The following is a 25064-nucleotide window of genomic DNA, read 5'->3' on the forward strand; positions in this document are numbered from 1 at the left end:
GTTTAGTGATCCTGTTGAGCCGGTTCGCCTTCCATGGACGGCGAACCGATCTCGCCCGTTGCCAGGGCAAGCGTCGCCGCGGCAGAAAGCGCGGCGCTGTAGCTGTCGGTATACGCGTTCTGCGCGGCGAGCAGTTGATTCTGCGTGAGGAGCGCGTCGGTGATGGTGCCGACGCCGTGCCGGTACGCGGCGAACGCCGCATCGTAGGTCGTCTGCGCGGCCTCGACCAGCGCCTTCGCGGCGTCGTTCGACGCGAGGCTCGTCGAAAGCCCGTTCTGCGCGGCAACGATCTGCCGGACGGCTTCCTGCCTCGTATGGGTGAATTGCGCGGACGCACTGTCCGCATCGTTGCGCGCCTGCATCAGCACGGCGGAACGCAAGCCGCCGTCGTACAGGGGAATCGTCACGCCGAGGAATATGCTGCCGCTGCGACGGCTGCCGTTCAGGTTCACCGTCGCCGCCTGATCGCCGACCGGGGGAATTGCCGTGATCGACGTCGTGCCGGTGCCGTACGCGGCCGCGGCGGAGAGGAATATCTTCGGCATGAAGGCGGATTCGGCCGCGCGGATCTTCGCCTGGTTGGCCTGTTCCAGCGCATAGGCGCCCTGCACGTCCGGCCGCCGCGCAATCGCATCGGTCACGATTTCATCGACGCTCTGGTGCAGCGCCGGCGTGAGCGTACGCGCCGGCAACGGGGCGATCAGCGGTTTCGACAACGGCGAAATGCCGAGCGCAGAGACGAGGCTCAGATAGCTGTCGCTCAACGCGCCGTCCGCCTGCACCTTCAGGAGATTGGCCTGTGCACGGTTCTGCGTGGCCTGCGCGACCTCGACCACGGTGCCCACGCCCTGCTTTCGCCGTGCGCGCGCGGCGCTGAGAATGCCGTCCGCGTTGTCGAGCGCCTGCTGCGCGGTATGCTCCCTCGCGCTCGCGGCTTCATACGTGTAGTACGCGATGCTCACTTCGTGGATCACGTGCTGGTGAACGGACGTGAAGGCGACGTTCGCCGCCACGGAAAGCTGTTTGGCCGCATCGAGGCGCGCGCGGCGGCCGCCGAAATCGAATAGCAGCCATTGCAGCGAGAGCACCGAAACCGTGCCGTGAATGTTCGAGTTGGTCGATGTGGTGCCGAGCAGCGGCGTCGATGCCGCGCCGCTCGCCGCTTCGTATCCGCCCATGGCGGTGGCGGTGAGCTGCGGCAAGTAGGCGGTCTTCGCGATGCCCGCTGCGAGCGCCGCGTTGCGCGCGTCGTTCCAGGCGATTCGCGTGAGCGGGTTCGTCGACTCCGCGAGATCGATCAGCTCGGGCAGCGAGTACGCGTGGTTCGCATCGAGCGCCGCCGCGGGTTCGATCGAAGCGAGCGCGGCGCTGCGCGGCAACGTGTAGCCCGTTTGCGTCGCCTCGCCGGCGCTGCGCGGCGGGCCGGGCACGATGTTGCCGCCGGCATCCGTCTGCGGCTGCCAGGGACGGTCCGGCGCGGGAGGTGCGAGATCGATCGACGACGTCGCACATCCCTCGAATCCCGAGATAGCCAATACGGCAGCCAGCGCGGCGGCCAGGACGATGAGCCGGGGCGTCGGTTCAGGGGCGCGCATCGGTCGTCGTCTCCGTGGCCGAAGCTGGGCGCGTGATCGCGGCGATCTGGCCGAACCGCCTGGCGATGACGCTCTGGAGCGCATCGAGTGCGGGGTCGGCCGTGCGGTCCTCCGCGGCCCCGGCGTCTCGCGTCTGCGTGTCGGCGGGATGCTCTGCGGCTTGCACGTGCGCGTCGTCGCCGGCAGCGAGGCGCTGGGCGATTTCACCCAACCGCGCCGCGCCCGCGTGCCCTGCCGCCAGGACCAGCGGCGCCTCCAGCGCCTCGAGTTCCGCGAGCGCACGCCGCCGGCTCGCCACCCATTCAGGCTCAGGACGCACCCACGAAGGCTCGTAGTGAATCAGGCCGAGATCCTGGCGCAGTCCGCCGTACTGGGCGAGCGCGCCGCCGGCGAGCGCGCTGCGCGTGCGGGCGTCCGCGGCGCGCGCGATGTGGCTCCACTGCGCAACAAGTGCTTTGAACGTCGCGTCGATCCGGCTGGCGATGCTCACCGGCCAGACGCGCGTGAAGACCAGATAGATCACGACGTTGCCGATCAGGATGCCGATCACGCGGTCTCGCGCGAGCGTGAGGTCGAACGCGGGCGCCGCGCCCTGGATCACGCACAGGAAGAAGGCGAACGCGATCTGCATGCCTGCGTAGGCGATCCGTGCGGACCCCATCGCCACCCACGCGGCCAGCCAGGCGCCCGCGAACACCAGCGCCATCAGCTCGCCCACCGAGGTCAAATGAGGCGTCACGAAGACGATCGCCGCCGTGCCGAGCAAAGCGCCGATGAGGCAGCCCGCGATCCGCAGCGTCAGCTTCTCGACGGTTTCGGCCGTGGTGCTGAGCGACACCATATAGCAGGTGATGAAGCACGTATGGATGCCCTGCCAGTCCAGCTGCTGATACAGCACGTAGCAAAACATCGCCGCTGCCGTGGTCTTCAGCGCGTAACGGACGTGAACGGGATTCGAGAGGGCATCGGCGTCGAAAAAGCCGCTGCGTTCGGCAGGCTCGGCGCTTTGTTCAGGCGCGGAAACCGGCGCTGCGGCGGGCTCCGCCGGCGGCACCGCGAAACCCTCCAGTGCGGCGCGCAGGTCGGCGAGCACGAGCGCCGCTAGCGCGGCACCCTCGGGCAGGTCCGGCACGTCGAGCGTCACATCCACGGGATAGCCGCCCGCATCGAGCATCGTGGCCATCTGCGTCATCGTTTCGGCAAGCTGCGCCGCACACGCGTCGGGCAGGCGCGCGCCGGGTTCGCTCGCCGCAAAATCCGTCGCGACCAGGATCGCCGTCGTGGACGCCGCCGCCTGGCGCAGCGCCGCGCCGTCGGTCGGCGTCAGTGTGCCTTCGAGCTTCGAGAGCTTGAGCCACGTCAGGATCTCATGGTCGCCCTCCCGCATGCACTCTTCGAATGCGGCGCGCTCCTCGTCGGTCGCCGTGCCCGTGAGGCGGCGCGCAGCGAGCCTCAGGCGCCGCGCAAGCTGTGCGGTGGCGAGCCGGCGCGGCGACGGCGCAATCACGACGTTCACGACGATCGCCACACCAATCGGAATCGCGACCATCAGCCACGCGTACATCAGGCCGCGCGTCGCCGCTTCGCCAAGCGGCGCGAGGCCGAGTTCGTCGAGCCCGAAGCCGACGATCATCGCCAGGATCGCGCCGATTGGCCGAAGCTTGCTTGCCGACGTGGCGAATAGCAGTCCGAACGACAGGAGCGCCATGCTCGCCACCCGCAGCGGCGGCTGATCGATCGTGAGGATCGCGAAGATCATCACGATGGCGATGATCACGGTCACGAGCAGCATCAAGGCGAACGACATGACCACGCTCGTCATGCGGTCGGGCCGGTTCAGGAAGAACACGATATAGACGGCAGTCGCGGCTTCGGGCGTGCCGTAGCCGGCCGTCACGAGCACCGTGAGCGCGCAGATCAGCGCGATGCGTGTGACGATCGCGGCGCGCCCCGGAAACGGCGCGAGCAGCTTCGCGACTTCCCGCGGACCGGGCCGCCTGATGTCACCGGCAAGACTGGCCATGCCGGACCTCGACGATCGCGCTGGCGCCGATGCGCACCAGTCTGTTGACCGGCGCGTCGATGCGCACGCGAACCGGGAAGCGTTGCGCCACGCGCACCCAGTTCACCGACTGCTGCACGTACGGCAGGCTGCGCGGCAGGTTCAGACGGTCCGTGTCCACGATCCCGGCGCCAATGCCGATCACCTTGCCGCTCATCGGCTGTCTGCGGTCGATCATCGAGTACACGGTGGCGCAGTCGCCCACCTCGATGGCGCCGAGCGCCGTCTCGCGGAAGTTCGCCACGGCAAACCATTCGCCCGAGTGAATCAGCGTGAAGATGGACTGGTTCGGCGCGACCGTTTCGCCCGCGAGGATCGTCAGGCCCGTCACGTAGCCGTCGAACGGCGCGCGCACGACGGTATCGTCGAGGCCGCGCTGCGCGATGGCCAGCGCGGCCTCGCGCGCATACAGTGCCGCGATGGCGTCGGTGTCGTCGCCTATTGTCTGCGCAGAGGAGCGCTGCTGCACCTTCGCCTGCGCGAGCGAGACGCTCGCGTCGCGCTGCGCCACGACCGCCTGGTCGAGCTGCTGTGTGGACACATAGCCTTGCGCCGCGAGCGGCCGCAGCCGGTCGACACTGCGCGTCGCGAGGTCGTAGTTGTGCGTCGCACGACGGGTCTGATCGGCCGCGATCGTCGCGTTCGACGTCTCACCGATCAGCGTGCGGCGGCGCGTGGCGAGCGAGGCGCGCGCCAGTTCGACTTCGGCCTGCGCTTGCGCGACCGCGAGTCGGTACGGCACCGGATCGATTTCGAACAGCACGTCGCCCCTGGCGACATGCTGGTTCTCCTCCACGGGCACGCGTATGATGCGGCCGCCTACGGGGGACGCGACGTGGACGACGTCCGCGTCGATGGACGCGTCGTCGGTGGACGGATAGCGCGACGAGCGGTCGTACGCGTACCAGAGCGCCGCGGCGCCGAGCAGGACGATCACGACGGCGATTGCGCGGCCCTTCCATGCATGTCGAGGATTCTGGCCGGCCATTTTCATGTCAGAGCTGCCCCGTTCCCCACAGCCAGACGAGCACCCCGGCGACGATGCCGATCGCGGTGCAGACGGAAAGCTGGTACGGCACGAGGCGAATCCAGCCGGTCGAGATGAATACGCGATGCGCGACGAGCGCGCCCACGATGCCGATCATGGCGCTCACGAGCCAGTACGGAAAGTACGCACCAAAGAGCGACCAGGACGGCGCGCCGCGGGCCACGCAACCCGCAAGCGGCATGAAAGCCAGGAATGAACAAACGACAGCGAGTCTGGGCCATGTACGTTGTTTCATCGCATCTTCAAGGCTTCGTGACTGGAATAAACGCTGAATTCCACTCGTACGAACAACCCATGCGCGCACCGATGGGTTGCGTCCCGCATTCCCGATTCAAGGCAGCCCATCATAGCGCGGTTTGTCGCACCACCGCCCCTGGGGCGCCTACTGGCTCCGGTGCTCGCGCTGCCGCGGGAACACGAGCGTAAAGCGCGTCACCCCGTTGCTGCTGGACGCGTGCCACGTTCCTCCGTGCAGCAACATGATGCTGCGCACGATCGAAAGTCCGAGCCCGCTCGACTCCGACGAGCGGTGCCGTGACGGATCGGCCCGATAGAAGCGGTCGAAGATCCGCTCGAGATGATGCGGCTCGATCGTCGGTCCGCGATTTTCGACATGGAGTGTCGTCGCCTCCGGTCCTTGCTGCGCCAGGGTCGAAATTGCCGTACCCGGTTCCGCATAGCGCAAGGCGTTCGCAAGCAGGTTGCCCAGCGCCCGGCGCAGCAGATCCGGATCCGCGCACACGTGGCCCTCCCCGCGCCACTCGAGGCTCACGTTGCGGTCTTCCGCGAGACCTTCGAAGTATTCCTGCATGCGTTCGAACTCCACCGCAAGCGGCAAGTCCTTGCGCTCGATGGCGTTATCGGCCTGCTCGGTGCGCGCGAGAAAAAGCATGTTGTCGATCATCTTCGACAGGCGTTGCAGCTCCTCGTAATTCGAGCCGAGAAGCCGCTGGTAATACGCGGTGTCGCGCGTCTGGCTCAAGCCGACTTCGGTCTGCCCGAGCAGATTGCCGATGGGCGTGCGCAGGTCATGCGCCATGTCGGCCGACACCTGTTTGAGCTGCGTGAAGCCGCGTTCGAGCCGATCGAGCATGCCGTTGAATGCCGCGATCAGTGCGTCCAGCTCGGGCGGCGCGGCGCGCTGCTCGATGCGCGTCGAAAGCGTGCTGATGCCGATCGCCCCGGTTTGCGCCGCGAGAACACGCAACGGCTGCATGTTGCGGCGCGCGAGGACGAAAGCGAGCAAGGCAACGATGGTCGCGCCAGCGGAGGCAAACAGCAGTATCTGGTTGCGGTATGCCCGCAGCAATTGCGTGCGCTCAGTCAGCAAGCGGCCGGAGATGATCTGCAGGTCCTGTTTCCCGGCTACGTCGTGCGCCGCAGCAGCGACGTAGATGAAGGGCGTCCCATCGGCCGCAACCGTATGCTGGACGGCGCCGAGCGTGAGCGGCGCGTCCACCGGCACAGGCTTCATGTCCGGCACCGCCCGGTGGCCGGGATTCACCGTAATGAGCGGCGCTTCACCGGGAAAGCCCACGATCAGCAACGATTCCGTATTGCCGAGCATGTTCGCGAACAGATGGGGCTTGTCGCGAATCAACTCGCGCACGTCGACATCGTTCATCAGCGTGCGAAGCTGGTCCACCCGCGTCACCAGCGCCGCATCGTCGCGCACCATCAGTTGCCGCTCCAGCCCGCGATACAGCAAGGTGCCGAGCAACGCCATCGCGGTAAATACGATGAGTGCGTATAACAACGCAAGACGCGTGGTGAGGGAAAGCCGCTTCATGCTTCGTACTCGAAACGATATCCCACGCCGTGAATCGTATGAATCAGGCGCACCGGGAACGGGTCGTCGATCTTCTGCCGCAGCCGGCGCACCGCAACATCGACAACGTTGCTATCGCTGTCGAAGTTCATGTCCCAGACGCGCGAAGCGATCAGGGCGCGCGAGAGCACCTGAGCTTGATGCTCCAGAAAGAACGCCAGCAGGTTGAATTCCTTGTTGGTGAGCGTCAGGCGCACGCCGCCCCGGTCGACTCGCCGCTTCGGCACATCGACCCGCAGATCCCCCACTTCGAAGACCTGCTCCTCCTGCTTTTGAGGCTGGCCGCGCCGCAGTATGATGCGGATGCGCGCCAGCAACTCGGCAAACGAGAAAGGCTTGACGAGATAATCGTCGGCGCCGAGATCGAGGCCCTTCAGCCGGTCTTCGACCGTGCCTCGCGCGCTCAGAAATAACACCGGGGTTTTGGTGCGGGCACCGAGCTTCTTCATGACGGTCCAGCCATCCATCTCCGGCATCATCACGTCGAGCAGGATCAGGTCGTAACCCATCTCCTGCGCGAGGTGCAGCCCGTCGATGCCGTTCGTGGCCACGTCCACTACGTAGCCGGCTTCCGTCAAGCCGTTCTGGATGTACTCGCTAGTCTTGGCTTCGTCTTCGATGACGAGGATTTTCATGGCGTCCGGTCCCTGCACTCTCATGTGCGTTTCACTGATTCTGTGCTCGTTTGCGCCCCTATACCAGCCGGGCGTGATAGCAGTCTAGGCAGTGCGTTCCAACAGGGCCGTTACTCAATCATTACAGAGAAATGACGAAGCGCAGCGTGTTTCCTCCCTGATATTTATATGTAGTGGCGTAGTCACGCTGCCGACACAGCGGATATCCAGATACAAGAACGCCGCCGCGCAAAGACTCAGGTCTGCGACGGCGGCGTGAGTTATTTCTTGCGCATCAAGCCGGCGTGGGTGAACCGGTTCGAGCGCCGGCAATCAATGCTGCGGAATCTTCCCGCCGAGTTCATCGTCGACGAACGCGCGCACGATATCCTTGAACGACGCGTCGCCTTGCAGGCCCAGCTGGGCCGCGCGCGCCATGTCCCACTGCGCGGGCCAGCTGCCGACGATCTTCTCGACCCGTTCATTCGCCTTCCATTCGATCCGTGCCGCGACGGCATCGCCCGCCACCTCGCGCAGCGCGGCGATCATCTCGTCGACCGTCACCGATACGCCCGGCAGATTCACCGTGCGCCGGTTGCCGAGCGCCGCGCCGTCGATCTCGCATCCCGCGACGAGACACTCGATCGCCTTGCGCGGCGACAGCAGCCACAGCCGTGTCGAACCGCTCACCGGGCACACCGCCGTCTCACCGTTGAGCGGCTCGCGAATGATGCCGCTGGCAAACGAGGACGCCGCCGCATTCGGCTTGCCTGGGCGCACGCTGATGGTCGGCAGACGCAGCACGCGGCCATCGACGAAACCGCGTCGCGAGAAGTCGTTGAGCAGCAACTCGGCGACGGCCTTTTGCGAGCCATACGACGACTGCGGATTCAATGCGGTGTCATCGAGGACGACGTCGGGCAGATCGCCGCCATAGACGGCGACCGAACTCGTAAACACGACGCGCGGCCGATGCCCGCGCTCGCGGCACACGTCGAGCAGCAGCCGCGACGCGTCGAGATTGATCCGTATGCCGAGATCGAAGTCCGCTTCCGCCTGGCCGCTGACGATCGCCGCGAGATGGAAAATCGCCGCGGTCCTCTCGTCGATCAGACGTTCGAGCACGCTGCGCTCGGCAATGTCGCCGACTTCGACACGCACGCGTTCGTCAGCCGGCCCCGGCGCCGCGACGACGTCGAGCAACACCAGTTCGGTGATCGGCTCGCGCTGCCCATCCGCGCCCTTCAGTTCGCCGCGTGCCAGCAGTTCGCGCGCGAGACGCTGGCCCAGAAATCCCGCACCGCCCGTGATCAGTACTTTCATGTTGCCGTTGTTCCTCAGTGTGTCGGTCGAATGCGCTCAGGTATGTGCGCAGTTTCGTTCGCTCAGAAACGCGCCTTCACGTACGGCCGGATCCATCCAAGCCCTTCCGATGTGCCTGCGCGCGGCCTGTACTCGCAACCGATCCAGCCGTCGTAGCCGAGTGAGTCGATCAGCGAGAACAGATACGGGTAGTTCACTTCGCCAATATCCGGCTCGTGCCGCTCGGGCACGCCCGCAATCTGGATATGCCCGATGCCCTTCATGTCACGCTTGAGCTTGACGGCGAGATCGCCTTCGACAATCTGGCAGTGGTAGAGATCGAACTGCACTTTCAGGTTCGGCGCGCCGACTTCCGCGCAGATGGCCTGCGCGTCGTCTTGCCGGTTCAGAAAGAAGCCGGGAATATCGCGCGTGTTGATCGGCTCGATGACGACGGTGATGCCGTGCGCCTGGGCCGCCTGCGCCGCGTAGGCGAGGTTCTTCAGATACACCTCGCGATGCGCGGCGCGCGATTGCTCTGGCTTGATCAACCCGGCCATCACGTGCAGCTTGTCGTTGCCGAGTACTCGCGCGTATTCGAGTGCGGTCTCGAGACTGCGGCGAAACTCGTCCTCGCGCCCCGGCAACGACGCGATGCCGCGTTCGCCCGCCGCCCAGTCGCCCGGCGGCGCGTTGAACAGCGCCTGAGTGAGGCCGTTGTCGTCGAGACGCCGCTTGATATCGACGGCCGGAAACTCATACGGGAACAGAAACTCCACGGCCTCGAAACCGTCGCGCGCGGCGGCGGCGAAACGGTCGAGAAACGCGTGTTCGTTGTACATCATCGTCAGATTGGCGGCGAAGCGTGGCATCGAAGCAACTCCTTGAATACGTTTAGCGGTTCACGAGCCGCGCGGGCGTCAGCCAGACGGCGAGCGCGCCGATCACGAGCATCGCGGCAAGCACGTACATGCCGGACTGCGTGCTGTGCGTGAGATCCTTAAGATAGCCGATCATGTACGGGCTTGCGAAGCCCGCCAGATTGCCGACCGAATTGATGATCGCGATGCCCGCAGCCGCCGTCGCGCCGGACATGAACGCCGTGGGCAGCGACCAGAAGAGCGGCGCGCAGGTCAGCACGCCCGCAGCGGCGATCGACAGGAACGCAATCGACACGGCCGTGTTGTTCGCGAACGAAGCCGCGACCGTGAAGCCGGCCGCGCCCGCGAGCGCCGGCCCGATCAGATGCCAGCGGCGCTCGCGGCGCTTGTCCGCGCTGTGGCCCATCACGTTCATCACGACGATGGCAACGAGGAACGGGATCGCGCTCAGAAGGCCGATTTCGAATGCCCCCGTCACGCCCGTCGACTTCACGAGCGTCGGCATCCAGAACGTGAGTCCGTACTGGCCGGTGACGAATGCGAAATAGATCAGCGACATCCACCACGTGCGCGGATCGCGGAACACGGCACCCAGCGAATGCGACTTCGTGTCTTCCTGCGGCTGCGCGGCGATCTCGTCGGCGAGCAGCTTCTTTTCGCGCGGCGTCAGCCATTTCGCGCCGGCGATGCCGTTGTCGAGATACAGGATCGTCGCGATGCCGATGGCGATGGCCGGCACCGCTTCGATCACGAACATCCATTGCCAGCCTGCGAAACCGTGATGGGAATCGAACGTCTGCATGATCCAGCCCGACAACGGATTGCCGAAAATACCCGAAACCGGAATCGCCGACATGAACACGGCAATGATCTTCGCGCGCCGATGCGACGGGAACCAGTACGTCAAATACAAAATGACGCCCGGATAGAAACCCGCCTCGGCGAGACCGAGCAGGAAGCGCAGCGCATAGAACTGCATCGGAGTCCGTACGAAAACGAACACGACGGAAAGCAAGCCCCACGTGATCATGATGCGCGCAATCCAGATGCGCGCGCCGAGCCGATGCATCAGGATGTTGCTGGGCAGTTCGAAGAGAAAGTAACCGACGAAGAACACGCCCGCGCCGAGACCGAATACAGTCTCGCTGAACGCGAGGTCCTGCGACATTTTCAGCTTCGCAAAGCCCACGTTGACGCGGTCCAGATACGCGACCACGTAGCACAGCATCAGAAACGGCACGATGCGCCAGAACACCTTGCCGTAGGTGCGTTCGATTTCGGCCGCGCCGGGTTGCCCGGCAGCGTCGGCGGTAGATGCAGGGCGAACGGATGCCGCCTGAAAGCTTGTCATGCGTTGTCTCCTTCGTGGTGGCGCCGGTTGCGGGCCGTCCGCTTCGTGTCGGACGGCCCTCCGGCTTTTTGCCTGAGGTGGGTGATACGGAGGGTCCGCGTGGGCACGCGGAAAGGGCGATGTGCCTGAACGGGCTACCAGCGAGCGCCGAACACCGTGCGCAACTCTTCGAGCGCGGTGCCGTCGAGCGGCGCGGGACGCGGGTTCGTCATCAGCCACAAGCGCGCGGTCTCTTCCAGTTCTTCGAGCATGTACGAAGCCTGCGAAACGGAACGCTCCCATACGACCGGCCCGAGCCGCTCCAGCAGCACGCCGCGCACGCGGTCGGCGAGCGAGGCGATCTGTTGCGCGACTTGCGGATCGCCGGGACGCCGGTAGCGGATCAGCGGAATATGCCCGACTTTCATGACGTAGTACGGCGTGATCGGCGGCAGCACGTCGGCTTCGCTCCATACTCCGGCGAGCGTCAGCGCGACGAGGTGGGTCGAATGCGTGTGCACGATGCCGCGCGCTTCGCGGTTGCGTTCGTAGACGCCGCGATGCAACGCCAGCGTTTTAGAGGGCTTGCCGCCCGAGACCGCGTTGCCGTCCAGATCGACCTTCGCGATCTCCGCGGGATCGAGGCGGCCGAGGCAGGCATCCGTCGGCGTGATCAGCCAGCCGTCGTCGAGTCGCGCGCTGATATTGCCCGCGCTGCCGACGGTGTAACCGCGCTCGTACAGGCTTGCGCCCGTCACGCAGATTTCTTCGCGGACTTTCGCTTCGCTGCTGGTGTGAATGGCCGCCGTCATTGCGCGCCTCCGTCGAGCATACGCAGCGCCTTCGAGAAGAAGTCGACCGCGCCGAAGTTGCCCGACTTGAGCGCGAGCGCAAGCGGCTCGGCAGCGATCGTGGCGGTGGCGGGCACGCCCGGATCGATCTGCTTGCCGATGCGCAGCATCTGGACGCCAAGCGCCTGCACCACCGCGCCCGAGGTCTCGCCGCCCGCGACGACGAACTTGCGCACGCCGAGATCGCGCAGGCCGTGCGCGATCGACGCGAGCGTGCGTTCGACCAGCTCGCCCGCTTGCGCCACGCCGAGTTCGCGCTGTGTCGCCTTCACCTCGTCGGGCGACGCCGTCGCGTAGATCAGCACGGGCTGCGGCTGCGCTGCCTGCATGTGTTCGCGCGCGAAGGCCAACGCGTGTTCGACGACGGGCTCGCCGCGCGCCGCCACAAGCGGATCGATGCGGAACGCAGGACGCGTTTCGCGCCACGCGGCAACCTGGGCAGTCGTCGCCTTCGACGCACTGCCCGCCAGCACCGCCGACGCCCCGTCGATACGCGGCAGTTCGCCTGCATCGACGGAATCGGCAAGCAGACCGGCGCGGCGGAAATTCGCGGGCAACCCGAGCGCGACACCCGAGCCGCCCGTGATCAGCGGCAGGTCCGCGCACGCTTCGCCGAGCGTGTAGAGATCGGCGTCCGAGACGGCATCGGCGATTGCCATGCGCACGCCGTCGGCACGCAACGCGTCGATCGAGGCGCGCACGGCTTGCGCGCCTCGCGCCACGGCGTCGTAGCGCACGAGGCCGACTTTCGCGCGCGTCTGCCGCTGCAGCACGCGCACGAGGTTCGCGTCCGTCATCGGCGTGAGCGGATGATGCTCCATGCCCGACTCGTTCAGCAGCACGTCGCCGACGAACAGATGCCCGCGATAAATCGTGCGGCCGTTCTCTGGAAACGCGGGACACGCGATGGTGAACGGCGCGTCGCCGCCATTGCGCGACAGCGCGTCGAGCAGCGCGTCGGCCACGGGCCCTATGTTGCCTTGATCGGTCGAATCGAAGGTCGAGCAGTACTTGAAAAAGAACTGGCGGCAGCCTTGCGCGCGCAGCCATTCGAGCGCGGCAAGCGACTGCGCCACGGCGTCGGCGGCGTCGATCGTGCGCGACTTCAGCGCGACCACGAGCGCGTCGGCTTCGATGCGCGTGTCGGCGCCGGGGACGCCGATCGTCTGCACGGTGCGCATGCCGCCGCGCACCAGCATGTTCGCGAGATCGGTCGCGCCCGTGAAATCGTCGGCGATGCAGCCGAGCAGCGGCTTGCCGGCAGCGGCGTTCATGTTCGTCATGTCGTTGCGCCCTTCCCGCTTAGCGCTTCGCGGGCACGTCGATGCCCGGGAAAATCTTGATGACGGCCGAATCGTCTTCGCCGCCGTGACCTGCCGTCGACGCCATCATGAACATCTGATGCGCAGCCGCCGACAACGGCAGCGGAAACTTCGAGCGTCGCGCGGTATCGAGCACGAGGCCGAGATCCTTGACGAAGATGTCGACGGCCGACAGCGGCGTGTAGTCGCCGTTGAGAATGTGCGGCACGCGGTTCTCGAACATCCACGAGTTACCGGCGCTGTGCGTAATCACGTCGTAGAGCGCGTCGGGATCGACGCCTTCGCGAAGACCGAGCGCCATCGCCTCGGCGGCGGCGGCGATGTGCACGCCCGCGAGCAACTGGTTGATGATCTTCACCTTCGAGCCCGCACCATGCTGCTCGCCCAGCCGGTACACCTTGCCCGCCATCGCGGCGAGCACGTCCTCGCACGCGGCATACGCGGCGGCAGGTCCGGACGTCATCATCGTCATTTCGCCCGATGCCGCGCGCGCCGCGCCGCCCGATACGGGCGCATCGAGCAGTTGCAGGCCGGCCGCTTCCACGCGGCGGCCGAGGTCGATCGCGAAGTCGGGCGCAACCGTCGCGCACGCAATCACGACGCCGCCCGGCTTCATCGCCTTGACCGCGCCCTGCTCGCCGAACAGCACCGTTTCCGTTTGCGCCGCATTGACGACGAGCGTGACGACCACGTCGCACTGCGCGCCAAGCTCGGCCGGACTCGCGCAGGCCGTGCCGCCAGCGGCGACGAACGCGTCGAGCACTTCGCGGCGCACGTCGCATGCATGGACATTGAAACCGCCGCGCAGCAGCGAACGCGCGACACCCATGCCCATCGCGCCCAGACCGATCACTCCGACATTTCTCGACATACCTTTTCCTTTACGAACAGTGCGGCAGACCGCGCGCCGCGCATCGCGCGAGCGCATGCGTCTGCGAAATGCGTGTGCGAATCAGCAGATACCGGCTTCGGCCAAACGGCGCGCCGCGTTGTACATGTGCGTTTGCGCGGCGTTGCGCGCGGCCATCGGGTCGCCTGCGCGGATCGCCGCGGCGATCGCTGCGTGCTCGTCGCGCACCTGACGCGAGAAGTCCTCGCGCAGCGCCTCGTTGCGGCGCGTGACGACCGTGCCCGCTTCGAGGTATTGATTGAGAAACGTCAGCGTCTTCAGAAAGTACGGATTGCCCGTCACGTTGGCGATCGCGCGGTGAAACGCGACGTCTTCGGCAACGCCGTCGCGGCCTTCGGCGACGGCCTCATCGATTTTTCTGAGCGCGGCGTCGATGGCCATCATGTCGGCGTCGGTGCGGCGCATGGCGGCTTCCGCCGCGACTTCGGCTTCGATCGCGCGGCGCACCGCGAGAATCTGCAGCACCGAACCGCCTTCCATCGCTTCCGCGTAGTCGATGCGCAGCGGCCGGATCGCGCCATGCGCGGCTACGTACACGCCGCTGCCCTGGCGCGGTTCGACCACGCCCTCGTTCTTCAAACGCGAAATGGCCTCGCGGATCACGGTGCGGCTGACGCCGAACTCCTGCGCGAGCACGGCTTCCGTCGGCAGCTTGCCGCCGCGCGCGAACGTGCCCTTGTCGATCTGCGCGAGCAGTTGTTGCGCCACGGTGTCGCTCAGCGCCCGGTTGGGAATTTTCTCGAACATATCAGCAGATTTGCCATGTCATATGGTCATCATACAAATTTTGATACATGGGAAGGCACCAGGGTGAACCCTGAAGACTGCACACGGGATCGAAACATTAATGCGTCACGAGACCCGCGGCCCTCATCGCCAGGCGCAGAATCTCCACGGCACCAATCGTCACGCACACGCTGGCGGTCCATATCCCCATGAGCCACAGCACGCGCGAACGCCACACCCGCACGCCCTGGCCTCTCGCCTTCTCCGATTGCGTCGTCATGGCAGCGCTCAGTGATACCCTTCGCCCGGCCGAACCTTGCCGCGAAACACGTAATAGCTCCACGCTGTGTACATGAGAATGAACGGCAGAATGAAAAGCGCGCCCACGAGCGAGAACAACTGGCTTTGCGGCGGCGAAGCCGCGTCCCAGAGCGTAATGGAGGGCGGCACGATATGCGGCCAAAGGCTGATGGCGAGGCCGCTATAGCCGAGGAAAATGACCATCAGCGTAATGATGAACGGCATGACCGTTGCCCGGCGCGCGAGCGAGCGCAGCTTCGCGAGGAAACCGAGGATGAGAAGCACCGGTACAGGAAGAAAGAACAGCAGGTTCGGCATCGTGAACCAGCGGTGCGCGATGGCCGGGTGCGCAAGCGGCGTCCAGAGGCTCACGAGACCGATCGCGATCAGCAACGCCCACGCAAGCGTGTACGAAAGCTGGTACATGTGCGTCTGCAATGGCCCTTCGGTCTTCATGATGAGCCACGTGCAGCCCAATTGCGCGTAGGCCGCAAGCAGCGCGACGCCGCAAAAAAGCGGGAACGGTCGCAACCAGTCGAGCGAGCCGCCTACCCACTCGTTGTTGCGCACCGGAAAACCGTCGATGAATGCACCCAACACCACGCCCTGCGCGAATGTCGCGACGAGCGAACCGCCGATGAATGCGAGATCCCACAAATACCGCCGGTGCTCGTGGGCCTTGAAGCGAAATTCGAAGGCCACGCCGCGAAAGATCAGTCCGATGAGCATGATGATGAGCGGCAGATACAACGCGCTCAGCACGACGGAATACGCAAGCGGAAACGCGCCATAAAGCCCCGCGCCGCCCAGCACGAGCCAGGTCTCGTTGCCGTCCCACACGGGCGCCACCGTATTCATCATCACGTCGCGCTCTTCCTTGTCGCGCACGGTGAAGAACAGCAACCCGATGCCGAGGTCGAAGCCGTCCATCACGACATACATCATGATGCCGAATGCGATGATCGCGGCCCAGATCAAGGTGATATCGACGCCCATTGAATCGCCTCCATTTCCGTTCTTCGGGTCACTCCTGGGTCGGCGCCCGCTCGACGCGCTCGGGCGCCGCCGAAAGCGGCCGCGCCGGCGTGCGCGAGCGTCCCGCGCCGCCTTCCGTCACGCGCTCGCCCTCGTGCGGCTCTGGCCCCTTGCGCACGAGCCGGAGGATATAAAGGATGCCCGTGCCGAACAGCGCGAAATAAACGACGACGAAAATCGCGAGGCTCAGGCCAACCTGTGCGGGAGGCGTCGGCGAGGTGGCGTCCACGGTGCGCATGACGCCGTAGATGACCCACGGCTGGCGCCCCACTTCGGTCGTGACCCAGCCCGCAAGCAGCGCGATGAGGCCTGCCGCGCCCATCCATTGCGCGAAAGCCAGGAACGGACGCGACGAATACAGCTTGCCGCGCAGCCGCAGCAGGAGCGCCCACAGGCCCATCGCGATCATGAGGAGGCCCATGCCCACCATCGCGCGAAAGCTCCAGAAGACGATCGTCGAATCGGGCCGGTCTTCGGGCGGGAACGATTTCAGAGCCGGAATTTGCCGCGTCAGGCTATGCGTGAGGATGAGGCTGCCGAGCACGGGAACCTCCACGGCAAAGCGTGTTTGCTCGGCCTTCATGTCGGGCCAGCCGAACAGGATGAGCGGCGAAGGCTGGCCTGGAATGTTCTCCCAGTGACCTTCGATGGCCGCGATCTTCGCGGGCTGATGCTCGAGCGTATTGAGGCCGTGCGCGTCGCCCACTACAGCCTGGATCGGCGCGACGATCACCGCCATCCACATGGCCATCGAAAGCGCGGTGCGGATCGGCGTGTTGTCGTTGCGGCGGCGCAGATGCCAAGCCGAACTCGCGCCCACGAAACACGCGGTGGCGAGAAACGCGGCAATGGCCATATGCGCGAGACGGAACGGGAACGAGGGATTGAAGACGACGGCGAGCCAGTCGACGGGCACCGCGCGGCCATCGATGATCCGGTAACCCTGCGGCGTCTGCATCCAGCTATTGGACGAGAGTATCCAGAACATGGAAACGAGCGTGCCGAGCGCGACCATCGCCGTGGAAAGAAAATGCAGGCCCCGCCCCACGCGGTTCCAGCCGAACAACATCACCCCGAGAAAGCCGGCTTCCAGAAAAAAAGCCGTGAGCACTTCGTAAGTCAGCAGCGGCCCGGTGATGCCGCCCGCAAAGTACGCAAAGCGGCTCCAGTTCGTGCCGAACTGCCACGCCATCACGACGCCCGAAACCACGCCCATGCCGAAGTTCACGGCAAAGATCTTCGACCAGTGGTGGTATAGATCCCGGTAAGCCTCGCGCCCGGTCTTGAGCCAGAGTGCCTCGAGCACGGCCAGGAAACTCGCGAGCCCGATCGTAATGGCCGGAAAGATGATGTGAAAGCCGATCGTGAAGCCGAACTGGATGCGCGCGAGAATGAAGGCCGTCGTGTTCGAAGTATCCATGCCAGGTGCCCAATGCCAACGTATGCGCCCTGCCATGCATCCTGCGTTCTCGCCGCATGGCCGGTGCGCACAGCTAGTGTTCACTGATTCGTTGAGGACACCCACACCTGCGACGAGAGTGGGCAGCAAAAAATACGACAAAGTCGTCGGCGACGTGGGTCGCGCCGGTCATCACAGCATACGCGGCTTCCGATGAACCGGCGATAAAGTGGGCAAGCGCGCATGGGGTTGCGCGCCGGCGTTCAGACCACCCGGTTATTCACCTTGATGGCCGTTGCGCCCGCCGCATTCACCGTCAATATCGATCGACGGCTGCCGTTCCGGTCAAGGTTTGGAATCGTCTCGTTTCGCATCGCGCGGGGTGGTCCTCCCGCCGACCCGGCAGCCTTAACCCGCCGTTCATTCGGTAACGTCACCCACTTCGATATCGAGCAGCGCCATGCTCATCGACTTGCCGTGCGCGTCCAGCGCCAGCGAACGCGTGACGCCTCCCCCCAGCGCGTTACCGAGCACGAAATTGAACGCGCCCAGCAGCGGCAGTTCGTAGCGCACGACCTCACCTTTGACCACGTCGGCGAGATGAGCCTTGACGCGCTCCGGCGTCAAGACGTTGCGCAGATGGGCGTAGTGCTTTGCGTCGTAGCAGATCACGGAAATATTCAGCGTATTGCCTTTGTCGCCGGTGCGGCCATGGGCCAGTTCACGCAGTTTCATCGCTTGCCTCGACAACCTGGAAAGCCGGATTTACCTGTTCGCGTGGCAGCAACACGGACTGCACGGCGAGCACCTCGCGAGTCGTCTTCGTTACGCCGCCGCCGCCCGCAGGTCCGTTGGTGTAAAGCGTTTCGACCTCGTTGCCGATGCGCGCCGCTTCCTTCGCGTTCGCCGTGCGCCCCGCCACGCGAATACGCACTTCGTACGGCTCGTCGTGATTCGCCGCGAGTGCATCCCCATAGAGGGCATTCATGCCGATCACGTCGAAGCGCAGTTCGTTCGTGTCGACGCCCGTGGTCACGAGGCGCTCCCGCACGATGTCGAGCGCGAGTCGCGCACGTTCAACCGCGCCCGGGCCGCCGTAGGAAATCTGCCCCTCGCCGATGTGGCCGTCGACATACGCAACCGACACCTTCAGCGTTCCAGTGCGCGTGCTGCCGCGCCCGCCCGTCACACGCACGCGGTCTTGCGCCTCTTCGACGACACGTACCTCGGAGAAATCAGCGACGACATCGGGTTGAAAGTAGCGTTGCGGATCGTGAATCTCGTAGAGCAACTGCTCCTTGCATGTCGCCTCGGTCACGCGGCCGCCCGCATGCGGCACCTTCGTCACGACGACGCTGCCATCGGCGCTCACTTCGCCGATCGGAAAACCCAGCCGCGCGAGATCCGGTACGTCCTTGAACCCGGGATCGGCGAAGTAGCCGCCTGTGACCTGCCCGGCGCATTCGAGCAAATGCCCGACGACGGTCGCCTGTCCGAGCGTGTTCCAGTCGTCCATGCGCCAGCCGAACTCGTGAATAAGCGGTGCCGTGAACAACGACGGGTCCGCGACGCGCCCCGTCAGCACGATATCCGCGCCCGCCGCGAGCGCCTCGACAATCGGCGCCGCGCCGAGGTACGCATTCGCCGAAACGATGCGGTCCGTGTAGTGGCTGACATCGTCGCCGGACTCTTCGAAGCGCAGTTGGGAACGCAGGACGACATCGAGCACATCGTCGCCAGTGACGGCGGCAATCTTCAGTCCGCTGAGTCCAAGCGCCTGCGCGATCTGCGCGGTCCTGATCGCCGCTGCACGCGGATTCGCCGCGCCCATGTTCGAAATGATCCGTACGCGGTTGCGCACGGCGACCGGCAGCACGGCGCGCATGCGCGCTTCGAGCAGCGGATCGTAGCCGAGTGCGGGATCGTGGCGGCGCGTCTGTTGGGCGATCGCGACCGTGCGTTCCGCGAGGCATTCGAATACGAGGTAGTCCAGCGCGCCGTGCTCGGCGAGTTCGACAGCGGGTTCGATGCGGTCGCCCGAGTAGCCTGCGCCCGCGCCTATCCGTATGCGCCTTGGTGATTCGGTCCGGTTCATGACTGCTACCACTCCTGTTTACAGCGGAAACACGCCCAGCACGACGCACGCGATCGTCATGACGATCGACGCGCCGAACAGCAGCGGAAACGTGAACTTCTGATGATCGGCGAGATCGATTCCACACAGGCCGACGACGAGAAATGTCGCCGGCGTGAGCGGGCTCACGGGAAAGCCAGTGGTCATCTGGCCGAGCAGCGCGGCCTGGCCGATGTGCACCGCCGGCACACCGAGCTGCGACGCCACTTCGGCGATCACCGGCAGCACGCCGAAATAAAACGAATCGGGGTCGAAGAGCATCGAGAGCGGCATGGACAGCACGCCGAGCACGACCGGAATGTGCCCGGCAAACGCAGGCGGCACGAAACCGACCGCCGCCTGCGCCATCGCCTTGAGCATGCCGCTGCCCTGCATGATGCCGGTGAACACGCCCGCTGCGAGCAGAATGCCCGCCATCATCAGCGCGGCGCGCGCGTGGGCGTCGATGCGCTTGCGCTGCATGTCGACGTTCGGGTAGTTCACCATCAGCGCGATGCACAAACCCACCATGAACATGATCGCGGGCGGAATCTTCTCGCCCATCACGACCATCGTGCCGAGCACGATGAGCGTCAGCACGATGTTGAACCAGAAATGCTTCGGGCGGCGCAGCGCCTGCTCCTCGGCTGTGAGTTCGCGTTTGGGCAGCGCAATCGTGCCGCTGGCGGAGGAATAGCCGAGGCGCTTTTCCTCGCGCCTGCCGAGCCACCAGGCCATGCTGAACACGAACACGAGGCCGATCGCCTGGACCGGGATCAGGGGATTGAAAAGCGCAGATATCGGCAGATGCAGCGACGCCGATGCGCGGATCATCGGCCCCGTCCACGGCAGGAAGTTGATGCCCGCCGCCATCGAAACGGCCGCCGCCAGCACGCGCTTGTCCATGTTCAGGCGCTCGTACAGCGGCAGCATGGCGGGGATGGTGACGAGAAAGCACACGGCGCCCGAGCCGTCGAGGTGAATGAGCAGCGCGAGCAGCGTCGTGCCCACCACGATACGCGTCGGTTTGGTGCCGACCGTGCGCAGGATGCGGTCGATGATCGGATCGAGCGTGCCCGCGTCCGTGATCGTGCCGAAATAGAGAATCGCGAACACGAACATGCCGACGACGGGTGCGAGGCCTTTCAATCCGTCGATGACGAACTTGCTCGTCTGAAAGCCGAATCCGCCGATCAGCGACGCGACGATCGGCACGATGATGAGCGCGACGAGCGGCGACATGCGTTTTGAAAGAATCGCGGCCAGCAACACCACGATCGTCACGAGCCCCAGCAACGGCAGCATGTTGTGTCTCCAGTCTTGTCTTTTAGTGCGGACCAGCGTAAGTTCGGCGCTGCAATAACGCAATTGAAATGAATTGATCGCAGCTATCACAGTTCGTTATGGATCTCAATCTCCGTGACATTCGTGCTTTCGTGACCGTGGCGCACGCGGGCAACTTCACGCGCGCGGCGGCCAGGCTGCATTTGTCGCAGCCCGCGCTAACCGTGCAGATTCGACGCCTCGAGGAAACCGTGGGCGCGCGTTTGTTCGATCGCAACAGCCGCAGCGTGGCGCTGACCCAAACGGGCCGCGAATTGCTGCCTATCCTGACGCGATCGCTAAGCGATATGGAGCAGGCTCTTAGAGATGCGCGCGCGCTCGGCGACGGGTCGAGCGGCACGGTGCGACTCGCGTGCCTGCCGACCTTCGCCGCCAGTGCGCTGCCCGAGCTGATCCAGGCGTTTCGCCAGCGCGTGCCACAGGCGCGGTTTCAGGTTCGCGATGTCGTCGCGAGCGCCGTCAACGCACTCGTGCGCAATGAAGAGGTGGATATTGGCCTGACCGGCGGCCATAGCGTCGATGCGACACTCGATATCCTGCAGACGGGCGAGGACCGGCTCGTGATCGTGTGTCCGAAGACCCACCCGCTTGCGCGCAAGCGCACGGTGACGGTCGACGACTTCGCTTCGCTGCCGCTGGTGCTGACCGCGCCGGGAACCAGTGTGCGCGCGGTGGTGGACGCCGCGCTGTCGAACGCGCGCTGCACGCCCGATATCGCATGCGAGCCGATGTACATGATGACCGCGGTTGCGATGGTGCGCGGCGGCCTCGGGATCTCCGTGCTTCCGGAATCCGCGCGCGAAGTGCATGCCGAGCGCGGTCTCGTTATGAGGCCGATCGACGATCCGGCGTTCGTGCGCCCGATTGCGCTCGTCAAGAAGCGCGGTCGCACGCTGCCTCGTGTGACTGAGGATTTTGTCGATACGGTCGATCTTGGGGGGCAAGGTGGGGGGTAACGCAGCTCAACGGCCGCCGCCGTGACTCGTTCGTACCGTTAAACGATTCGAAACCGCTCTGACGCCGCGAACCGACCTTGCCGCGCTACTGGCCCGCTCGATCTGTGAACGCTGTGGTACCCACCCAGTCAGCGTAGCGATGCCGCCGCGCACCTGTACGTGAATATTCATGGAGTTCAGCCCAGGATTGCGCACGAGAGCTCGACGGACGTCGCCAGCCAGCATGGTATCGGACCTCCGTCGCGGCGCGGCCGTTGCAACCGCCGCCGTTTGCGCGGAGCTGTCGACAGGTGGACTTACCGTTGTTTGTGCGCCGGCACAGGGTGCGCCGCCTGCGATGGCAATTGCCAGCGCGGCACCGACCACTTGTCCTCCAAGGCGACTTCCCATGCTTCCTCCGGGTCGGCTTCCGAACGGCACCTCGCGACGAACGCTCTCGCGTGAGCCCAACAGCGCGCGCAACGATAGGACGGACACCCGACGTGCTCATGCGTGGATATCGTCACTGCTCAATATAGCTGCTCGTCGCGCACACGAGAGACCGATCGCCAGTACAGATGTCACAGGCTTTGACACCGGTATTTGAAGGCCCTTCGGAAAGGGTCCGAATACCGCAACCCGGGGAGAGCCTCGGCGGCGATCCGGTGGTGCACAGCAACGGTCGTGAGTTGCCTTGCTGCAGCGAAGATTACATGCGACGTAATTGCTCGAAATGGCGACGAATCGATAATTTCCGCTATCCGGTCGAGCGCGGTTGTCCATCGATCGCAACGGACCGTTTGTTCTTATACATACGGAAAGACCATGAGCACATTGGACCTCAACCAGCGAGTATCGAGGGAACTGGGTGAATTGCTCCGCTATTGGCGAGAAGTGCGAGGCGTCAGCCAGCTCGATCTCTCGCTCGACGCGGGCCTCTCGCAGCGGCAGATCAGCTTCATCGAGAGCGGCCGAAGCGTGCCGGGCCGGCAGACGCTGCTGAATATCGCGCAGTCGCTCGACGTGCCGCTATGCGAGCGCAACGTTCTGCTGCTGTCGGCCGGATACGCACCGATGTATTCGGAAGCGGCGTGGAATGCCCAGGAGATGTCGCTGGTGACAGGCGCGGCCAGGCGTGTTCTGCAGCAGCACGAGCCGTTTCCCGCGATCGTCATGGACCGGTACTGGAACGTGCTGATGACCAACCGTGCGGCGCCGGACTTCTTCAACTGCTTCGTCGATATGGCGGCACGCGCGGGGCCGCGCAACATCCTGCACCTGATCTTCGATCCCCGAGGCTTGCGGCCCCATTTGGCCAACTGGGATGCCGTGGCACACAGCCTTATCCAGCGCGTGCAGCGCGAATCGGTGGGCCACGTCGTCGATCTTCAGACTAAACAGCTCCTCGACGCGCTGCTGTCCTACCCCGGCGTGCGCCCCGAATGGCGATCGAAAGGGATGGCCGGTTCTGCGTCCACGCTGCCGATGGTGCCGATGGCCTTCATCAACGACGGCGGCGTGCTCAACTACTTCTCGATGATCACAACGGTCGGAACACCGCTGGCGGTCGCTGCCCAGGAACTGCGGATCGAATGCATGTTTCCCGCCGACGACGCAACCGAAGCGCGGCACATCGCTCTGCTCGACGCGGCCCGAGATTTGGCTCGCTGATTACCAGTCATGTAATTGGCGAGGCTCCTTTCTCTCACTAACCTGTGCTTGTCGCCTGATCGATCTCAGCGACACCTTCAACTCTCAAGGAAATATCGTGGCTCACTTCCCCATCTATACGCTGGATTCCGCCCCTGAACAATCGAAGCCCGCGCTGAACGGGCTCGCCCAGGCCTTCGGCATGGTGCCCAATATCGCTGGCGCAATTGCCGGCTCGCCGAAGCTGATCAATGGCCTCGTCGGGCTGTTTCAGCAGGCGCATGGCGGCAACTTTTCCGAAGCACACGTCCAGACGCTGCTGCTCACCAATGCGGTGACCAATGGCGCCACCTGGCCGGTCGCATTTCACTCGTGCCTCGGGCTCAAGGAAGGCCTGAGCGAGGCCGACGTGAAGGCGATCCGCGAACGCCGCCTCCCGGAGGACCCCAAGCTTGCGGCGCTATCGCGCCTGGCACGCACGCTGATCGAAAAGCGCGGCCACGCCGACGATCACGACATCGCTGCGTTCACCGAAGCTGGTTTCGATCAGGCACTGGTGCTCGACGTCATCCTCGTGGTCGCCGCCTCGACGATCACGAACTACACCGCAAGCGTTACCCAGCCGCCCCTCGAAGAAATGTTCCAGCCCTACGCGTGGAAGGCGTGAAGTGAGTTTGAGCGGCGGGAGCACCACCCAAACCCGCTGCCGCAGAATGCCTCGTTCAAGCCCTTTCCCCTTCGGGAAAGGGTCTTTGATCCTCCGCTTCCTCTAAATCAGGGTATAGACCGATCAACCATGTGCGCAGGCTCCTGGCACGTTGGTTGAAGACTGCGTGCGACGCGCATGGAGTAATCGTGCGCGCCGATACCAGGAGGCAGAAGCGATCGGCCACGGTGCAACACAAGCCAACCGCGGCGCATCAGATGCTTACCCCGGGTTTGACAATATTTAGTCATGCTACTGGTTTGCGAAGGAGTTCTCCATGCAATACACGCGCGGTTTCAGTCGCACTCTCTTTCGCGATCCTGCAGCGGCGACCGTTGAAGGACGGGAGCCAGTCATGAACGACGTGAGTCCACCGATGGCACCTTCGTCCCCCTACAAATTCCTCTTTTCGTGCAATCGCGATGGAGAGCCGGACCGCACCCGGCGGCACGAAAGTGCCAACGATTTCTTCGGAACCGAGGATCTGCTATCGCAGGCTTACGAAGATGCGGTGCATGTCGGAGTGGTGGCTGACTGAACAACACCTGCAGACGAATTCGATGGGGCCGACTGAGCCACACCGTGCCCGCACTTTCCCCCGCTTGAACGAAGCTTCTCGATTACCCATGAGGTAATTGAATCGCGCTCATGCGATCGCTAAGATTCGCCTACATCCTCGGGAAAGAGGAACAAGAACGGTGCACTAGCTAAACAGGACGAGTGATCGATCATGGAAAGACAAAATCAGGTATGCGAAACATTGCAGCGCATCAGCGAGAACGCCGCGTTCGGTATCAAGTGGAAAGGCATTGCGCGGGCTGTCCGGCCGCGGTCTATACGTTGGAGAGTTCAAATGGATGAACTTCATAGTAAGGGGCTTTTTCATCCCCTGGTAGCAGGAGCCGCGATCTATCTCACCGAGGTCATGGCGAGTGTCGACTCGAGTATCGGTCGCGCCTTGATCGTGGTGGTCGGCGGGCTGGCGCTTCAGATCTATCGCAAGCTCACGCGATGCAATTGCCGCGTCTAGTCACCGTCGTGCGGAAAGGTCATTGCGGTGGATGGCGGTTCTGCGATGCTATGGCCGATGTCGGTGCTCGATGCGGGCAAGGC

Annotated in this window: 25 protein-coding genes; 5 read left to right on the forward strand and 20 right to left on the reverse strand. The window is 64.6% G+C overall.

Annotated features, from left to right (window positions below; all coding sequences use genetic code 11):
• Window positions 1–2: 2 nt before the first annotated feature.
• The 19 genes from A3CW_RS0132545 to A3CW_RS0132635 all read right to left on the reverse strand — a co-directional run bounded on the left by A3CW_RS0132545 (window position 3) and on the right by A3CW_RS0132635 (window position 20621).
• Window positions 3–1595, reverse strand: coding sequence for a TolC family protein (locus A3CW_RS0132545; RefSeq protein ID WP_028207300.1), 1593 nt, complete (start codon window positions 1593–1595; stop codon window positions 3–5).
• The gene (locus tag A3CW_RS0132550; RefSeq protein ID WP_028207301.1) at window positions 1582–3618 is read right to left on the reverse strand and encodes an FUSC family protein; all 2037 of its coding nucleotides are present in this window, start codon (window positions 3616–3618) and stop codon (window positions 1582–1584) included. The genes A3CW_RS0132545 and A3CW_RS0132550 overlap by 14 nt, the downstream gene beginning before the upstream one ends.
• Complete coding sequence (gene mdtN, locus A3CW_RS0132555; protein ID WP_028207302.1) at window positions 3599–4651, reverse strand: multidrug transporter subunit MdtN; 1053 nt, start codon at window positions 4649–4651, stop codon at window positions 3599–3601. The genes A3CW_RS0132550 and mdtN overlap by 20 nt, the downstream gene beginning before the upstream one ends.
• Before the next feature lies 1 nt (window position 4652).
• The gene (locus A3CW_RS0132560) at window positions 4653–4940 is read right to left on the reverse strand and encodes a hypothetical protein (protein WP_028207303.1); all 288 of its coding nucleotides are present in this window, start codon (window positions 4938–4940) and stop codon (window positions 4653–4655) included.
• Between the two features lie 147 nt (window positions 4941–5087).
• Window positions 5088–6494, reverse strand: a complete 1407-nt coding sequence (locus A3CW_RS0132565; protein ID WP_028207304.1) for a heavy metal sensor histidine kinase — start codon at window positions 6492–6494, stop codon at window positions 5088–5090.
• Window positions 6491–7168, reverse strand: a complete 678-nt coding sequence (locus A3CW_RS0132570; RefSeq protein ID WP_028207305.1) for a heavy metal response regulator transcription factor — start codon at window positions 7166–7168, stop codon at window positions 6491–6493. The genes A3CW_RS0132565 and A3CW_RS0132570 overlap by 4 nt, the downstream gene beginning before the upstream one ends.
• 312 nt (window positions 7169–7480) lie before the next feature.
• A complete protein-coding gene (denD, locus tag A3CW_RS0132575) occupies window positions 7481–8470 on the reverse strand; it encodes a D-erythronate dehydrogenase (protein ID WP_028207306.1) in 990 nt (329 codons plus the stop codon).
• Window positions 8471–8532: 62 nt separating this feature from the next.
• Entirely contained in the window at window positions 8533–9321 is a 789-nt protein-coding gene (otnI, locus tag A3CW_RS0132580) for a 2-oxo-tetronate isomerase (RefSeq protein WP_028207307.1), read from the reverse strand.
• A gap of 22 nt (window positions 9322–9343) precedes the next feature.
• Window positions 9344–10681: an MFS transporter gene (locus A3CW_RS0132585; protein ID WP_028207308.1), complete on the reverse strand. Its 1338-nt coding sequence runs from the start codon at window positions 10679–10681 to the stop codon at window positions 9344–9346.
• A gap of 134 nt (window positions 10682–10815) precedes the next feature.
• The gene (gene otnC / locus A3CW_RS0132590) at window positions 10816–11472 is read right to left on the reverse strand and encodes a 3-oxo-tetronate 4-phosphate decarboxylase (RefSeq protein ID WP_028207309.1); all 657 of its coding nucleotides are present in this window, start codon (window positions 11470–11472) and stop codon (window positions 10816–10818) included.
• The gene (otnK, locus tag A3CW_RS0132595; protein WP_028207310.1) at window positions 11469–12785 is read right to left on the reverse strand and encodes a 3-oxo-tetronate kinase; all 1317 of its coding nucleotides are present in this window, start codon (window positions 12783–12785) and stop codon (window positions 11469–11471) included. The genes otnC and otnK overlap by 4 nt, the downstream gene beginning before the upstream one ends.
• A gap of 28 nt (window positions 12786–12813) precedes the next feature.
• Window positions 12814–13704 (reverse strand): L-threonate dehydrogenase, encoded by an 891-nt coding sequence (gene ltnD / locus A3CW_RS0132600; RefSeq protein WP_028207311.1) that lies wholly within the window; start codon window positions 13702–13704, stop codon window positions 12814–12816.
• A gap of 81 nt (window positions 13705–13785) precedes the next feature.
• Window positions 13786–14490: a FadR/GntR family transcriptional regulator gene (locus tag A3CW_RS0132605; RefSeq protein ID WP_028207312.1), complete on the reverse strand. Its 705-nt coding sequence runs from the start codon at window positions 14488–14490 to the stop codon at window positions 13786–13788.
• A 97-nt stretch (window positions 14491–14587) separates the two neighbouring features.
• Window positions 14588–14749, reverse strand: a complete 162-nt coding sequence (locus A3CW_RS51395; protein ID WP_081771910.1) for a DUF2474 family protein — start codon at window positions 14747–14749, stop codon at window positions 14588–14590.
• Between the two features lie 8 nt (window positions 14750–14757).
• The gene (gene cydB, locus A3CW_RS0132615) at window positions 14758–15765 is read right to left on the reverse strand and encodes a cytochrome d ubiquinol oxidase subunit II (RefSeq protein ID WP_028207313.1); all 1008 of its coding nucleotides are present in this window, start codon (window positions 15763–15765) and stop codon (window positions 14758–14760) included.
• 28 nt (window positions 15766–15793) lie between these two features.
• A complete protein-coding gene (locus A3CW_RS0132620; RefSeq protein ID WP_028207314.1) occupies window positions 15794–17224 on the reverse strand; it encodes a cytochrome ubiquinol oxidase subunit I in 1431 nt (476 codons plus the stop codon).
• Between the two features lie 399 nt (window positions 17225–17623).
• Complete coding sequence (locus A3CW_RS0132625; protein WP_028207315.1) at window positions 17624–17938, reverse strand: AtuA-related protein; 315 nt, start codon at window positions 17936–17938, stop codon at window positions 17624–17626.
• Complete coding sequence (locus A3CW_RS0132630) at window positions 17925–19298, reverse strand: acyclic terpene utilization AtuA family protein (RefSeq protein WP_028207316.1); 1374 nt, start codon at window positions 19296–19298, stop codon at window positions 17925–17927. The genes A3CW_RS0132625 and A3CW_RS0132630 overlap by 14 nt, the downstream gene beginning before the upstream one ends.
• A gap of 18 nt (window positions 19299–19316) precedes the next feature.
• Complete coding sequence (locus A3CW_RS0132635; RefSeq protein ID WP_028207317.1) at window positions 19317–20621, reverse strand: CitMHS family transporter; 1305 nt, start codon at window positions 20619–20621, stop codon at window positions 19317–19319.
• A 98-nt stretch (window positions 20622–20719) separates the two neighbouring features.
• On the opposite strand from A3CW_RS0132635, the gene A3CW_RS0132640 reads away from it, so the two are divergent.
• Window positions 20720–21616, forward strand: a complete 897-nt coding sequence (locus A3CW_RS0132640; RefSeq protein WP_028207318.1) for a LysR family transcriptional regulator — start codon at window positions 20720–20722, stop codon at window positions 21614–21616.
• Window positions 21617–21622: 6 nt separating this feature from the next.
• On the opposite strand, the gene A3CW_RS54470 is transcribed toward A3CW_RS0132640, so the two are convergent.
• A complete protein-coding gene (locus A3CW_RS54470) occupies window positions 21623–22006 on the reverse strand; it encodes a BON domain-containing protein (RefSeq protein ID WP_081771911.1) in 384 nt (127 codons plus the stop codon).
• Between the two features lie 414 nt (window positions 22007–22420).
• On the opposite strand from A3CW_RS54470, the gene A3CW_RS0132645 reads away from it, so the two are divergent.
• The 4 genes from A3CW_RS0132645 to A3CW_RS52620 all read left to right on the forward strand — a co-directional run bounded on the left by A3CW_RS0132645 (window position 22421) and on the right by A3CW_RS52620 (window position 24981).
• Complete coding sequence (locus A3CW_RS0132645; RefSeq protein WP_028207319.1) at window positions 22421–23266, forward strand: helix-turn-helix domain-containing protein; 846 nt, start codon at window positions 22421–22423, stop codon at window positions 23264–23266.
• 97 nt (window positions 23267–23363) lie between these two features.
• A complete protein-coding gene (locus A3CW_RS0132650) occupies window positions 23364–23912 on the forward strand; it encodes a carboxymuconolactone decarboxylase family protein (RefSeq protein WP_028207320.1) in 549 nt (182 codons plus the stop codon).
• A 316-nt stretch (window positions 23913–24228) separates the two neighbouring features.
• A complete protein-coding gene (locus A3CW_RS0132655) occupies window positions 24229–24489 on the forward strand; it encodes a hypothetical protein (RefSeq protein ID WP_028207321.1) in 261 nt (86 codons plus the stop codon).
• Between the two features lie 315 nt (window positions 24490–24804).
• The gene (locus A3CW_RS52620; RefSeq protein ID WP_154678092.1) at window positions 24805–24981 is read left to right on the forward strand and encodes a hypothetical protein; all 177 of its coding nucleotides are present in this window, start codon (window positions 24805–24807) and stop codon (window positions 24979–24981) included.
• The last annotated feature ends 83 nt before the right edge of the window (window positions 24982–25064 follow it).

It is taken from the genome of Paraburkholderia nodosa DSM 21604, from assembly GCF_000519185.1.
Classification (GTDB): Bacteria; Pseudomonadota; Gammaproteobacteria; order Burkholderiales; family Burkholderiaceae; genus Paraburkholderia; species Paraburkholderia nodosa.